Annotated in this window: 10 protein-coding genes; 6 read left to right on the top strand and 4 right to left on the bottom strand. The window is 69.2% G+C overall.

Going from position 1 to position 13375, the window contains the following annotated elements; all coding sequences use genetic code 11:
- Positions 1-9 precede the first annotated feature (9 nt).
- Positions 10-1218, bottom strand: a complete 1209-nt coding sequence (locus FHW73_RS16570; RefSeq protein WP_183427864.1) for an NAD(P)/FAD-dependent oxidoreductase — start codon at positions 1216-1218, stop codon at positions 10-12.
- Positions 1219-1357: 139 nt separating this feature from the next.
- Here FHW73_RS16570 and FHW73_RS16575 point away from each other — a divergent pair, with 139 nt between their 5' ends.
- Both FHW73_RS16575 and FHW73_RS16580 read left to right on the top strand, forming a co-directional pair.
- Positions 1358-2572 (top strand): FAD-dependent oxidoreductase, encoded by a 1215-nt coding sequence (locus tag FHW73_RS16575; RefSeq protein ID WP_183427865.1) that lies wholly within the window; start codon positions 1358-1360, stop codon positions 2570-2572.
- 45 nt (positions 2573-2617) lie between these two features.
- Positions 2618-2884 carry a GIY-YIG nuclease family protein gene (locus FHW73_RS16580; protein WP_183427866.1) on the top strand — a complete coding sequence of 89 codons (267 nt, stop codon included), beginning with the start codon at positions 2618-2620 and terminating at the stop codon, positions 2882-2884.
- A 55-nt stretch (positions 2885-2939) separates the two neighbouring features.
- On the opposite strand, the gene FHW73_RS16585 is transcribed toward FHW73_RS16580, so the two are convergent.
- Complete coding sequence (locus FHW73_RS16585) at positions 2940-4460, bottom strand: acetyl-CoA hydrolase/transferase family protein (protein WP_183427867.1); 1521 nt, start codon at positions 4458-4460, stop codon at positions 2940-2942.
- Positions 4461-4578: 118 nt separating this feature from the next.
- Here FHW73_RS16585 and FHW73_RS16590 point away from each other — a divergent pair, with 118 nt between their 5' ends.
- From FHW73_RS16590 to FHW73_RS16605, 4 genes are all read left to right on the top strand, one after another.
- Positions 4579-5733: a UDP-N-acetylglucosamine--N-acetylmuramyl-(pentapeptide) pyrophosphoryl-undecaprenol N-acetylglucosamine transferase gene (locus FHW73_RS16590; RefSeq protein WP_183427868.1), complete on the top strand. Its 1155-nt coding sequence runs from the start codon at positions 4579-4581 to the stop codon at positions 5731-5733.
- Positions 5734-6286: 553 nt separating this feature from the next.
- The gene (gene glnE, locus FHW73_RS16595) at positions 6287-9061 is read left to right on the top strand and encodes a bifunctional [glutamate--ammonia ligase]-adenylyl-L-tyrosine phosphorylase/[glutamate--ammonia-ligase] adenylyltransferase (protein ID WP_183427869.1); all 2775 of its coding nucleotides are present in this window, start codon (positions 6287-6289) and stop codon (positions 9059-9061) included.
- A 187-nt stretch (positions 9062-9248) separates the two neighbouring features.
- Positions 9249-10127 carry an RNA polymerase sigma factor RpoH gene (gene rpoH, locus FHW73_RS16600; RefSeq protein ID WP_183427870.1) on the top strand — a complete coding sequence of 293 codons (879 nt, stop codon included), beginning with the start codon at positions 9249-9251 and terminating at the stop codon, positions 10125-10127.
- A 93-nt stretch (positions 10128-10220) separates the two neighbouring features.
- A complete protein-coding gene (locus FHW73_RS16605) occupies positions 10221-10874 on the top strand; it encodes a hypothetical protein (RefSeq protein WP_183427871.1) in 654 nt (217 codons plus the stop codon).
- Positions 10875-10880: 6 nt separating this feature from the next.
- Here the strand turns inward: FHW73_RS16605 and zupT are convergent, their stop codons facing one another.
- On the bottom strand, positions 10881-11690 hold the full coding sequence (gene zupT, locus FHW73_RS16610) for a zinc transporter ZupT (protein ID WP_183427872.1): 810 nt from the start codon (positions 11688-11690) through the stop codon (positions 10881-10883).
- Between the two features lie 23 nt (positions 11691-11713).
- Complete coding sequence (locus FHW73_RS16615; RefSeq protein ID WP_183427873.1) at positions 11714-13063, bottom strand: NAD(P)/FAD-dependent oxidoreductase; 1350 nt, start codon at positions 13061-13063, stop codon at positions 11714-11716.
- Positions 13064-13375: the final 312 nt, after the last annotated feature.

A 13375-nucleotide genomic window follows, 5' to 3' on the forward strand; every position in this document is an offset into this window, starting at 1 on the left:
GTGGTGCGCTCAGGCCGCGCTGCCGGCCGCCATGCCCGATGCCCAGGCCCACTGGAAGTTGTAGCCGCCCAGCCAGCCGGTCACATCGAGCACCTCGCCGACGAAGTACAGCCCTGGCACATGCCGTGATTCGAGCGTGCGCGAAGACACCGCCTGGGTGTCGACGCCGCCGAGCGTGACCTCGGCGGTGCGGTAGCCCTCGGTGCCGCTGGCGACCAGCGGCCAGGCCTGCAGCAGCGCCGCGGTGTCGTGCAGCTGCGCCGGGGTGTACTGCCGCATCGGCCGGCTCGCCAGCCACACCTCGCATAGCCGCTGTGCGAAGCGGCGCGGCATGACCTCGGCCAGCACCGTGCGCAGTTCCGACGCCGGGCGCTCGGCCTGTTGTGCCTGCAGCCACGCCAGCGCGTCGCGGCCCGGCAGCAGGTCCAGGCGCAGGTCGTCGCCGGGCTGCCAGTAGGAAGAGATCTGCAGGATCGCCGGGCCGCTGAGGCCGCGATGGGTGATCAGCATGCGGTTGCGGAACGCGGCGCCGTTGCAACTGGCTTCGACATCGAGCGCGACGCCCGACAGCTCGGCCAGGCGTTCCTGGTGCTTGCCGCTGAGGGTCAGCGGCACCAGCCCGGCCCGCGTGGGCAGCAGGGCATGCCCGAATGCGCGTGCGATCTCGTAGCCGAATCCGCTCGCGCCCAGGCTCGGGATCGACAGCCCGCCGGTCGCCACGATCAAGGACGCGCACTGCAGCGTGCCGATCGCGGTCTCGAGCCGGAAGCCGCCCTCGACGGCCCGCGGCAGTTGCACCGCGCAATGCGTGCGGACCTGCACGCCGACCGCCTGCGCCTCGTCGAGCAGCATGCGCACGATCTGCTTCGAGGCGCCATCGCAGAACAACTGCCCGAGTTCCTTCTCGTGCCAGGCGATGCCATGGCGGTCGACCAGATCGATGAAGTCCTGCGGCGTGTAACGCGCCAGCGCGGACTTGCAGAAGTGCGGGTTCGACGACAGGTACTGCGCCGGCGTGGTGCCGGTGTTGGTGAAGTTGCAGTGGCCGCCGCCCGACATCAGGATCTTCTTGCCGACCTTGTTGGCGTGGTCGAGCACCAGCACGTGGCGACCGCGCTGACCGGCCGCGATCGCGGCCATCAGTCCGGCCGCGCCCGCCCCCAGGACGATCACGTCCGGATTCTGGCGGGGTGGGGAGGCGACGACGGCATCGGGCATCGGGACGGCACGGCGGTGAGCGGGGGCGCAGTCTAGGCCGTCTGCCGCCTCGATGCCTCCGCGGTGGGTCGGGCGTGGTCTCTGCATGGCGCTCACATGGCCCTGAATAGGCTGCGCCATCTTCCTCGATGATGCAGCCATGGATCTCAAGAGCGGCTATCCGTTCTGGGCCGTCCGCAACGGCCTGATGCATGCCTTTCCCAAGCTCGACCGAGACCTGCGCTGCGACGTGTTGGTGCTCGGCGGCGGGATCACCGGTGCGCTGATCGCCGACGAACTGGTCGCGCACGGGCACGACGTCGTGGTGCTCGAGCAGCGCGATGTCGCCTGGGGCAGCAGCGCGGCGAGCACCGCCCTGCTGCAATACGAGATCGACACGCACCTGGTGGACCTGGCACAGCGTTACGGCGAGGACGACGCGGCGCTGGCCTATCGCGCCTGTGGCGAGGCGATCGACCTGCTCGCCGGCATCGCCCGCGAGGTGCGCGATGTCGACTTCGAGCGCACCGGCAGCCTCTACTACGCCAGCCGGCAGCACGACGTTCCGGCGCTGCGGGACGAGTACGTCGCGCGTCGCCGGCACGGGTTCGATATCGAGTATCTCGACGAGCCCACGGTGCAGGCGCGCTACGGCTTCCAGGCACCGGCCGCGCTGCTCAGCGCGCAGGCCGCCCAGGTCGATCCCTACCGCTTCGCCTCGCGATTGCTGGCGCGGCTGGCCCGGCGCGGTGCCGGTGTCTACGACCGCAGCACGATCGTGGACCTGCAGGCGCGCAGCCGCGACGTGCTCGCAACGACCGATGCCGGCGCCCAGGTCCGCGCCCGCCATGTCGTCGTCGCGGCCGGCTACGCCAGCCAGCACTGGCTGCCCAAACGGGTGGCGCGCAATCGCAGCAGCTACGCCTTTGTCACCGATCCCCTGGACGACGACCTGCCCGAGCGGCTGGCGCGGTTGCTGGTCTGGGAAACCGCGCGACCCTACCTGTACCTGCGCACGACCGGCGACCGTCGCTTGCTGATCGGCGGCGAGGACGACAGTATCGACGTGCCGGCCCGCCGCGATGCGCGCGTCGACAAGAAGGCACGCCGGTTGATGAAGCGGGTCCATGCGCTCTGGCCCGAGCTCGACCTGCAACCGACCTTCGCCTGGGCCGGCACGTTTGCCGAAACCGAGGATGGCCTGCCGTTCTTCGGTCCGCATCCAGCGACCGGGCCGCGTGTGCACTACGCGATGGCCTACGGTGGCAACGGCATCACCTATTCGATGCTCGGTGCCGGCCTGTTACGCGCCGGCATCGAGCGTCGCCGGCATCCACTGACCCGGCTGTTCGCGTTCGACCGCCTCGACCGCTGACGGCGCGCCGCATCCGCATTTGCCTGCGCATGGATAATCGGTGCGATGACCGCGCCCGCACTCTGGCACCTGTACCTGCTCGAATGCCGCGACGGCAGCTGGTACGCCGGCATCACCAACGATCTCGACGCGCGGTTCAAAGCGCATGCGGCCGGTCGCGGCGCGAAGTACACGCGCGGCAACCCACCGGTGCGCATCCTCGCCAGTCGCGTCTATCCCGACCGCGCCAGCGCCTCGCGCGCCGAATGGCAACTCAAGCGCCAGCCCCGCGCGCGCAAGCTGGCTTGGCTGCAGGCGCAGCCCGAGGCCTGACCTGGCACGCGGTCCGGTCTGTTGCGCGACCTGCGGCAGGCCAGCGTTCGCTGCCTCAGCGCGTCGCGCGCATGTCGCCGGTGTCGAGCCAGCGCTGGTGCCAGGACAGCGCCTCGGGCAACAGATGCGGCGTGTGCTTGCCGTAGCTCTCGCGCAGCGCGCGCGCGAAGTAGTCCTCGAGCGCGTCGCGATAGTCCGGATGCGCGCAGCGGTCGATCAGCACCCGCGCGCGCTGCTTGGGCGAGAGCCCGCGCAGATCGGCCAGGCCGTACTCGGTGACCACGATCGACACATCGTGCTCGGTGTGGTCGACGTGGCTGACCATCGGCACGATCGACGAGATCGTGCCGTTCTTGGCCGTGCTCGGGCTCATGAAGATCGACAGGAAGCCGTTGCGGGCGAAGTCGCCCGAGCCGCCGATGCCGTTCTGCATGCGGCTGCCCATGATGTGGGTCGAGTTGACGTTGCCGTAGATGTCGACCTCGACCATGCCGTTCATGCCGATGCAGCCCAGCCGGCGGACGAGTTCGGGATGGTTGGAAATCTCCTGGGTGCGCAGCACGATGCGTTCGCGGAAGAAGCCGAGGTTGGCCTCGAAGCGCAGGCTGGCCTCCGGGCTCAGCGCAAATCCTGTGCACGAGGCGCTGCGCAGCACGCCGGATTCGAGCAGATCGAGCATGCCGTCCTGGATGACCTCGGTGAACGCGGTCAGGTCGCGGAAGCCGCTGTCGGCAAGGTTGGCGAGCACCGCATTGGGGATGTTGCCCACACCCGACTGCAGCGGCAGCAGCCCCTTGGGCAGCCGGCCCTTGGCGACCTCGTGCTGCAGGAACTCGACCAGGAACGCGGCGATGCGCTGGCTGGCCTCATCGGGCGGGTTGAATGGGCTGTTGCGGTCGGGGGCCGCGGTGCGCACGATCGCGACGATCTTGTCCGGGTCGCAGCGCAGTGCGGTGTCGCCGATGCGATCGTCGGCGTGTTCGAGCGGGATCGGGCGGCGCTGCGGCGGCAGCGCGGTGCCGTAGTAGATGTCGTGCATGCCTTCGAGCGCGAGCGGCTGCACCTCGTTGACCTCGACGATCACGCGCTTGGCCAGGTCCAACCAGGTCTTGCTGTTGCCGACCGAGGTCGACGGCACGATGGTGCCGTCCTCGCGGATCGCCACCGCCTCGATCACCGCCACGTCGATGTCGCCGTAGAAACCGAACCACGCATGCTGGGCGACGTGGCTCAGGTGTGCGTCGATATAGGCCAGGCTGCCGTCGTTGATGCGGCGGCGCGCCTCCGGATCGCTCTGGAACGGCAGGCGCAACGCGATGCCGTCGACCTTGGCCAGTGCGCCGTCGAGCTCGGGCGCGGTCGAGGCGCCGGTCAGCAGTCGGATCTGGAACGGCTGCCCCGCGGCATGGACCTGCTCGATGCGTGCGGCCAGCGCCACCGGCACCGCCTTGGGATAGCCCGAGCCGGTGAAGCCGCTCATTGCGACGGTCTGGCCCGGTTCGATCAGCGCGGCTGCCTGCTCGGGCGTGACGATGCGGCTGCGCAGGGCGGCGTTGCGGATACGGTCTTCGGTCATGACGGGCACAGGGGGACGTGAAGTCCCGATTATCGCGTGGGCAGCCGGATCGTGCAGGGCCCGCGCGGCGGCGCGTGCGCTCGCTATAGTCGTGCCCCCGTCCGTTCCCGGATTCGCCATGTCCTCGCCCGTCGCCCGCACCTCGCTTCCCGCCGTCGCCTGCGCCGCAGGCGGCACCGGCGGCCATCTGTTTCCGGCCGAGGCGCTGGCGCGGGAGCTGCAGCGGCGCGGGCATCCGGTGGTGATCTACACCGAGCGCCGCGGCGCGGCCTACACCCAGGCGCTGGCTGGGCTCGACCATGTCGTGCTGCCGGCGCGCAGCCTCGAAGGCGGCGTCACCGGCAAGTTCGCCGCCGGGCTCACGATCCTGCGTGCGGCCTGGCAGGCGCGCCGCGACATGCGCCGGCGCGGCGTCGGCCTGCTGGTGGGCTTCGGCGGCTATCCCAGCTTCGCGCCCGCACTCGCGGCCCGAAGCCTGGGCTGCCCGCTGCTGCTGCACGAGCAGGGCGCGCGGTTGAGCCTGGCCAACCAGAAACTGCTGCGGCTGGCCGCCGGCGTGGCGACCTCGTTCCCGGCGACCGCCGGACTCGACGGCTTCGATCCGGCGCGCGTCGTCGACACCGGCAATCCGGTGCGCGCCGCGATCCTGGCTGCACGTGGCGACTACCCTGCGCTCGGCGGCGATGCGCCGCTGCGGCTGCTGGTCGTGGGCGGCAGCCAGAGTGCGCGGGTGTTCGGCGAGGTCGTGCCGCCTGCACTGCTGCGGCTGCCCGAGACGATGCGGCGCCGGCTGCACGTCTCGCTGCAGATGAAGGGCGAGGGCGTTGACGAAGTCGAGGCGACGCTGCGCGCGGCGGGTATCGAGGCGACCGTGCGGCCATTCTTCGACGACATGGGCGTACGGCTGCGCGATGCACATCTCGTCGTCACCCGCGCCGGTGCGACAACCGCTGCCGACCTGCTGACCGTCGGCCGCCCCGCGGTGATGGTCCCGATTCCGCAGGGCGGCTCGCGCGACGAGCAGCGCCGCAATGCCGAGGCGCTGGCCGCCGCGGGTGTGGGCTGGTGCATGCCCGAGGCCGAGCTGAGCGCCGAGCGGCTCACCGCGTTGCTCGAAGAGGCCTTCGCGTCACCGACGGTGCTGCCCGCTGCGGCACGCGCGGCTGCCGTGCTCGGGCGACCCGACGCCGCGTCGGCGCTCGCCGATCTCGTCCAGACGACGCTGGGCCTTGCGCGTGACAGCGGCCCGCGGGACGCCCATTCCGCGGCCTGAGACTGAATGCGCGCGGGTTGGTGAACCGGCCAGTATCGTTTTGCACTGCAGCGTGCATCCCGTCGACCAGTCTTCCAATATCGCCCCGCACCCGACGTGGGGGAGGGAGCAAGCCCGTAACCGGTTCGCCGGAAGCGGGCTTTTTTTTTGGTTCTTCGCCGACATCCGGGGAAACCTGTTTCTCTTCGCTCGATCAGGGGCTCCTCTTCGGAGCGCGCGTCGCGCCAGCCGGGGACTGCTCCCCGGCTCGGTCAGCCATCCATGGCTGACTCGCCGCCGCGGGCCATCCCTGGCCCGCTATCGCAATCCCCGACTAGCACGACGCACTGAGGCTGACAGTGCGCAACTTCTTCCAGCGGGCGACTTTGCGTCCACCCGAAGTGGGGTTGCACATGTCTATGCGGCGGGCTAACGACTGGCGACCGCGTCAAGCGCGCCAGGGGTGAGCCCGCTTCAGCTCGCGCGCCTCAGAAAGACTTAGCTTGGCTCGTCTTACCGGTCGCGGAGTGAGCGTGTCCTGTTTCGCACCGGCGGCCGCTGTCATGATGATGGGATGACCGACGATCCCCGTGCAGCGCTCGATGCGCATGTCGCCCGCCTGTTGGCCCGCCTGCCAGATGAGGTACACGCCGACCCCGCGGCGATGGCGCGGCTGCGTCCCGTCGCGGTCGCCAGCGACCTCGCGATCGATGTGCTGCAGCGCCAGCCCGACCTGCTAGCGCAACTGCTGGCCGACGACGGCGACACGTCGCCCACACTACCGTCGCTGGAGGCGGGCAATCGCAATGACTGGCCGATGCTGCTGCGGCGCTACCGCCTGGCCTGCTCGACACGGCTGATCTGGCGCGACGTGCATGGACTGGATGATGTCGAAGCGACGCTCGCTGGCAGCACCCAGTTGGCCGAGACCTGCCTGCAGGTCGCGCTGGGCGCGCTCGAACAGGATTTCGCCAGCCGCCACGGCGTCGTGCGCGACAGCGAAGGCCGCGCGGTGCGCCTGGTGGTGTTCGGGCTCGGCAAGCTCGGCGGCGGCGAGTTGAACTTCAGCTCCGACATCGATCTGGTCTACGGCTTCGAAGCGGCGGGCGAGAGCGACGGCGCGCGGTCGTTGGCGGCCGAGGACTACTTCACCCGGCTGGGCCAGCAACTGGCGCGGTTGCTCGACGAGATCACCGGCGACGGCTTCTGCCATCGCGTCGACCTGCGCTTGCGGCCGTTCGGCAACGCGGGCCGGATCGCGCTGAGCTTCGCGGCGATGGAGCAGTACTTCCAGCGCGAGGGCCGCGACTGGGAACGTTACGCCTGGCAGAAGGCGCGGCCCGTGGCCGGCGACCTCGCCGCAGGTGCGCGTTTCCTCGACCTCTTGCGGCCGTTCGTCTACCGCCGTTATCTCGACTTCGGTGCGCTCGACGGCCTGCGGCAGATGAAGGACATGATCGCGGCCGAGGTCGCGCGTCGGGAACTGGCCGACGACATCAAGCGCGGCGACGGCGGCATCCGCGAAGTCGAGTTCCTGGCCCAGGCGCTGCAATTGATCCGGGGTGGGCGCGAGCCGGCATTGCGCGAACGACGGTTGTTGCCGGCACTGCGGGCGCTGCATGCGGCCGGGCAGTTGTCCGACGAGGCGCTGACGCGGTTGCAGGCGGCCTACCTGTTCCTGCGCCGCGTCGAGAACCGCTTGCAGATGCTGCGCGATGCGCAAACCCATCTGCTGCCGGCCGATCCGCTCGACCGGCTGCGGATCGCGTCCGGCCTGGGCCATGCCGACTGGGCGGCGCTCGAGGCGGATCTGCGGCGCGAGCGCGGCCACGTCGCGCACGAGTTCGATGCGCTGCTGGCGGTACGCAGCAAGCAGCGCCGCGTCGACACCGACAGCGATCTGGCGACCTGGTGGCGCGCGCTGCCCGATGGCGGCGATGCGCAGACGCTGGCCGAGGCCGGCTTTGCCGATGCGCGCGAGGTCGCCGAGGCACTGCGCGACTTCGCCCGCTCGCCGAGCGTGCGCGACCTGTCGGACAACGCACGCGCGCGGCTCGACCGGCTGATGCCGGTGTTGCTGCAGGCCTCCGCGCCGGCGGATCGGCCGCTGCAGGCGGTGCGCCGCCTGTTGGCGCTGCTGCACAATATCCTGCGACGTGCCAGCTACCTGGCCCTGCTCGATGAGCAGCCCGCAGCGCTGGCACGGCTGGTGGAGGCGGTGACCCGCAGCGCGTTTCTCGCCGAGCGCCTCGCCGCGCATCCGCTGCTGCTCGACGAACTGCTCGACGCCCGGGTCGAGGGTCCACTGCCCGAGCGCGAGGGTCTGGCGACCCAGTGCAATCGCGTGCTGCAGCAGCGCGATCTGGAATCGGCGTTGCTCGCGCTCAACGAGATCCGCCAGCAATTGAGCTTCCGGATCGCATTGGCCACGCTCGATCGCAGGCTCGATCCGCCGACCGCGACCCGGCAACTGGCATGGCTGGCCGACGCGGTGGTCGCGGTGGTGCTCGCGCTGGCGATGCGCGAACTCGAACGCGCCCATGGTCGGCTGCCCGACGCCCGTTTCGTGGTGGTCGGCTACGGCAGCCTGGGCGGCGAGGAACTGGGGTTCGGCTCGGATCTCGACCTGGTCTTCCTCTACGACGCGCCCGCCGACGCTCAGTCCGATGGCGCCCGGCCGCTCGATGCCCAGCGCTGGGCGGCGCGTTTGGCGCAGAAGATCGTTGCGCTGCTGGGCACGGTCACCGGCGGCGGCCGACTCTACGACGTCGACGTGCGCCTGCGCCCGGACGGCGGCAAAGGGCTGCTGGTCTCGTCGCTGGCCAGCTACGCGGAGTACCAGCGCGAGCGTGCGTGGACCTGGGAACACCAGGCGCTGGTGCGTGCGCGGGTGGTCGCGGGCGATGCGTCGACGCGCGAGGCGTTCGAGGCTGTCCGCAACGACACGCTGGCCCGGCCTCGCGAGCCCGCGGCGCTGCGGGAGGAGATCGCCGCGATGCGCCGGCGCATGCGCGGCGAGCTCGACCGTTCGACTGCCGACCGGTTCGACCTCAAGCAGGGCGAGGGCGGGTTGGTGGATCTGGAGTTCCTGGCCCAGTCGCTGGTCCTGCAGGGCGCGGCGACGCACCCCGGGCTGCTCGCGCCCCGGGCCACCCCGGCGTTACTCGAGGCCGCAGCGGCGGCGGGCCTGTTGCCGGCCGACCAGTGTCAGTCGCTTCGCCAAAGCCATGCCTGCCTGCTGGACGCGGCGCTGGCCTGCATGCTCGACCGACGGCCGCGCATCACATCGGTCTCGCCTGCCCTGGCATCGGCTCGGGAGACGATCGCAGGCATCGCCGGCTGGGCCTGATCTTCATCGTGGATTCGCCTGAGGAGGCGCAGGATTGGCCATCTTAAGCCGGTCCCCCAGCGGCGACCCAGCTATCCGCCTAGGTGAACGATCCCTGTCCACAAAGCCCTGGACGTTCCACGGCCAGAACACTCGGGAACTTCCGGCGGCCTTAGCAGTCATATCTGGAGACTGCTACCATCCTTCCATGAGCACGCAGACCATGACCCACGCCCTGGTTGCCAACAGCCTGCCGATCCCCAGCCCGCTCGGTTCGCTCGATGCCTATATCGGCGCCGTGCACCAGATTCCGGTGCTGACGGTCGAAGAGGAGCAGGCGCTGGCGCAGCGGTATCGCGATCACGACGATCTCGATGCCGCGCGCGAGCTGGTCCATTCGCACCTGCGCTTCGTCGTTCATGTGGCCCGCGGTTACAACGGCTACGGGCTGCCGCTGGGCGACCTGATCCAGGAAGGCAACATCGGCCTGATGAAGGCCGTCAAGCGCTTCGATCCGGACGTCGGTGTGCGGCTGGTGAGCTTTGCCGTGCACTGGATCCGCGCCGAGATGCATGAGTTCATCCTCAAGAACTGGCGCATCGTGAAGGTCGCCACGACCAAGGCCCAGCGCAAGCTGTTCTTCAACCTGCGCAAGAGCAAGACCCGGCTGGGCTGGCTCAACGCCGAAGAAGTGCGCACCGTCGCTGCCGACCTCAACGTCTCCGAGCGCGAAGTACTGGAGATGGAGTCGCGCCTGTCGGGCCGCGACATCGGCTTCGATGCGCCCACTGGCGAGGACGACGACAACGCGCCGCCGGCGCCGGTCGCCTACCTCGTCGCGCAGGACGAAGATCCGGCGCAGGCGTACGAGCGCAGCGACAGTGAGGCCGACCAACTCGAACTGCTGCGCGAAGGCATGGCCAAGCTCGACGCCCGCTCGCGCGACATCATCCGTCGCCGCTGGCTCGACGACGAGCACAAGGTGACGCTGCAGGAACTGGCCGACGAGTACGGCGTGTCCGCCGAGCGCATCCGCCAGGTCGAGGCCAACGCGCTGAAGAAGATGAAGGCGTTGTTCGCGGCCTGAGTCTTGCCGCCATCGTTGGATGTGGATCAACGGCCCGCGCAAGCGGGCCGTTTCTGTTTGAATTCATATTTCGATGGTTCAAGGAGCGACACCATGAAACCGCGTTGGCTCGACGCCGCCGCCGGCCTTGCGTTGGGCACGGGGCTTCTCTATGCCTGTGGTCACTACTACCGACAAAGCCTGCTCGGAGAACTGGGTCTTAGCGTGGAACAGTTCGCCAAGGGCGGCGACGCGCTGATCCTTTTTGGATTCCATGCGGGTGTCTTCGGCGGGATCGAGTACATGTTTGTCGGAGTCGTGGTGATGTATGTGCTCCTCGTTGCGATCGGCACGTGGGCGCTGATCGGCGCGATCCCGTGGTTCCGTGTCAGGTTGCGGGCCAAGCGAATCCAACGGCTCAGGCACCCAGCTCGCCGTCGAATACGGCGACGCCATATCGAGGCGATGCCCGCGTTCAAGACGATCGACAAGTTCGCATCTGCGGTCCCTGCTGTCGCGTTCTTGTTTCTGGCGATTCTGCTGGCGCTGATCTGCGCCGAGTCGATGGGACGAAAGCACGGACGCGACGTGATCGCCGACTTCGATGGACAAGCCCGCGCCATTCTGAGGTTGCGCAATGGTGCGCGGCTCCACGTCGGGCGAGTGCTCGTCTGCGACGAAACGACCTGCGCCTATCTGATGCGCGGCGGGGTGTTGATTCTTCGTCGCGATCAGATCGTCAGTGCGAGTATCCCGCGCCGGCCCTGAGTGACGTCACCACTTGAACAGCACCAGGCTCAATGCCAGGGCGGCCATGCCGGCGACCAGGCCGTAGACGGTCTCGTGGCCCTTGGCGTAGCGCTTGGCGGCAGGCAGCAGTTCGTCGAGTGCGAGGAAGACCATGACGCCGGCGATGAGGCCGAATACGGTGCCGAACACCGGTTCGGAAAGGAACGGGCGCAGCAGGGCGTAGCCGATCAGCGCACCCAGCGGCTCGGCCAGGCCCGACAGCAGGCAGGCCAGGAAAGCGTAGGTCTTGTTGTTGGTCGCGAAGTACACCGGCACCGCGATCGCGATGCCTTCGGGGATGTTGTGGATCGCGATGGCGAACGCCAACGGCAGGCCGACGCCGGGGTTCTCCAGCGTCGCGAAGAACGTCGCCAGGCCTTCGGGAAAGTTGTGCGCGGTGATCGCGATGGCTGTCAGCAAGCCGACGCGTTTGACGTAGCTGGCGTTGTGCTCGCGGAAGTAGGGGTCGTCGACTTCGAGGCGCTCATGCGGGTTGGGCACCAGCTTGTCGATGGCCACGATGAAGAGCAGGCCACCGAGGAACGCGAACGTCCCCCAGGTGAAACCGAGCTGCGGACCGTAGGCGTCCGTGAAGGCGAGGATCGACTTGTCGAGGATCTCGGTCAGCGACACGTACACCATGGCGCCGGCCGCGAATGCGAGCCCGAATGCGAGCAGGCGTGCATTGGGTTGCTTGGCGAAGATCACCAGCAGACTGCCCAGGCCGGTGGCCAGGCCCGCGGCGGTGGTGACCGCGAGTGCGATCAGGAAGTGCTGGCTGGAGATGTCGAGCATGGAGATGGCCGGATCGAAGAGGCTCAGTCCGGCGCCGTGTCTGGCGTCGACGGATGAGCGGCCATGCTATCCGAAGCCTGCAGCGAACGGTCCTGCACCGGCGCTTCGGGACCGACTTCCGGTGCCGGCCCGAAGATGATCCGCGCCGCGCGCCGGTGGGTCCAATAGGCGAGCGTCCAGTTCAGCAGCACCACGACGCGGTTGCGGAAGCCGATCAGGAAAAACACGTGGGCGACCAGCCAGAACCACCAGGCGGGCGCGCCCGACAGCTTGATCCGCCCCAGGTGGGCGACGCCGGCCATGCGGCCGATCGTGGCGAGGTTGCCGTAGTCGCGATAGGCGAACGCGGTCCTGGGCTGGCCGCGCAGGTCGGCGAGCAGGTTGGCGGCGGCGTGTTCACCCATCTGCTTGGCCGCGGGCGCCACGCCCGGCACCGGGCGCCCGTTGTTCTCAACGGCGACCATGTCGCCGATGGCATAGATCTCGGGATGGCCGGGCACGGTGAGGTCGGGGGCCACCTGCACGCGGCCGGCGCGATCGCGCGGCACGTCCAGCAGCGCGCCCAGTGGCGAGGCCGCGACGCCAGCGGCCCAGATCACGGTCCGGGCGGCGATGCGACGCTCGCCGATTCGATAGCCGTCGGCATCGATCTCGGCGACCGGCTCGCCCGTGAGCACTTCGACGCCGAGCTTTTCCAACTGGCGACGGGCCTTGGCCGACAGGTTCTCGGGGAACGAGGCGAGCACGCGCGGCCCGGCTTCGATCAACCGAACCTTGGCCAGCGCCGGATCGATATGCCGGAACTCGCTACGCAGGGTGTGGCGCGCGATTTCGGCCAGCGTCCCGGCCAGTTCGACGCCAGTCGGGCCGCCGCCGACGATCGCGAAGCTCAGCCACGCGGCGCGGGCGTCGGGATCGGTTTCGGCCTCGGCGCGCTCGAACGCCAACAGCATGCGGCGGCGCAGATGCAGCGCGTCGTCGAGCGTCTTCAGGCCTGGCGCGTGCGGCGCCCAGCGGTCGTTGCCGAAATAGGCATGGGTGGCGCCGGCCGCGAGGATCAGGCGGTCGTAGCCCAGCGTCATGCCACCATCGAGGGTGAGCGTGCGGGCCTCGGGGTCGATGCCTTCGACCTCGGCCATGCGCACCTCGACATTGCGCTGTCGCCGCAGGATGTGGCGCAGCGGCGCGGCGATGTCCGGTGCCGACAGTCCGGCCGTGGCGACCTGGTAGAGCAACGGCTGGAACAGGTGATGATTGCCGCGGTCGATCAGGGTGATGCGCACAGGCGCGCGCGCCAGGGCGCGCGTGGCCCAGAGCCCGGCAAAGCCGCCGCCGACGATGACGACGCGGGGAAGGTCGGAAGCGGCGGGCATCGCGGCCTCTCGAAGCGGGGGACGCTTCGATTCTAGGTCGAACGCCGTGCACGGACGATCGTGCTCGGTCGCGCCTCGAACCGCCCGTTCACCCGACACCGGGTCAGAGTGCAATTTTCAAGGCATCGGGGCCAGGGTCGACTTTGATTCGCCGCCGCCCGATGGCGGCGGTAAGTATTCGACTCTGACCCCGGTTTTGACCCCGGTTTTGATCGCGCTAGCTGTGATCTCTCAGTAGGTTGTTCACCCGGGGCATCTCTGGAAGATGGGGGTTACCAAGCCAACCCATGCTCCAGGAGCCCCGGATGAACC

The sequence above is a fragment of the Luteimonas sp. RC10 genome (assembly GCF_014192745.1).
GTDB lineage: Bacteria > Pseudomonadota > Gammaproteobacteria > Xanthomonadales > Xanthomonadaceae > Luteimonas.

Coding starts and splice junctions, on each gene's coding strand:
- rpoH (WP_183427870.1), top strand. CDS start 9,249: ATGAGCACGCAGACCATGACCCACGCCCTGGTTGCCAACAGCCTGCCG.
- FHW73_RS16580 (WP_183427866.1), top strand. CDS start 2,618: ATGACCGCGCCCGCACTCTGGCACCTGTACCTGCTCGAATGCCGCGAC.
- FHW73_RS16590 (WP_183427868.1), top strand. CDS start 4,579: ATGTCCTCGCCCGTCGCCCGCACCTCGCTTCCCGCCGTCGCCTGCGCC.
- FHW73_RS16585 (WP_183427867.1), bottom strand. CDS start 4,460: ATGACCGAAGACCGTATCCGCAACGCCGCCCTGCGCAGCCGCATCGTC.
- FHW73_RS16570 (WP_183427864.1), bottom strand. CDS start 1,218: ATGCCCGATGCCGTCGTCGCCTCCCCACCCCGCCAGAATCCGGACGTG.
- FHW73_RS16575 (WP_183427865.1), top strand. CDS start 1,358: ATGGATCTCAAGAGCGGCTATCCGTTCTGGGCCGTCCGCAACGGCCTG.
- glnE (WP_183427869.1), top strand. CDS start 6,287: ATGACCGACGATCCCCGTGCAGCGCTCGATGCGCATGTCGCCCGCCTG.
- FHW73_RS16605 (WP_183427871.1), top strand. CDS start 10,221: ATGAAACCGCGTTGGCTCGACGCCGCCGCCGGCCTTGCGTTGGGCACG.
- FHW73_RS16615 (WP_183427873.1), bottom strand. CDS start 13,063: ATGCCCGCCGCTTCCGACCTTCCCCGCGTCGTCATCGTCGGCGGCGGC.
- zupT (WP_183427872.1), bottom strand. CDS start 11,690: ATGCTCGACATCTCCAGCCAGCACTTCCTGATCGCACTCGCGGTCACC.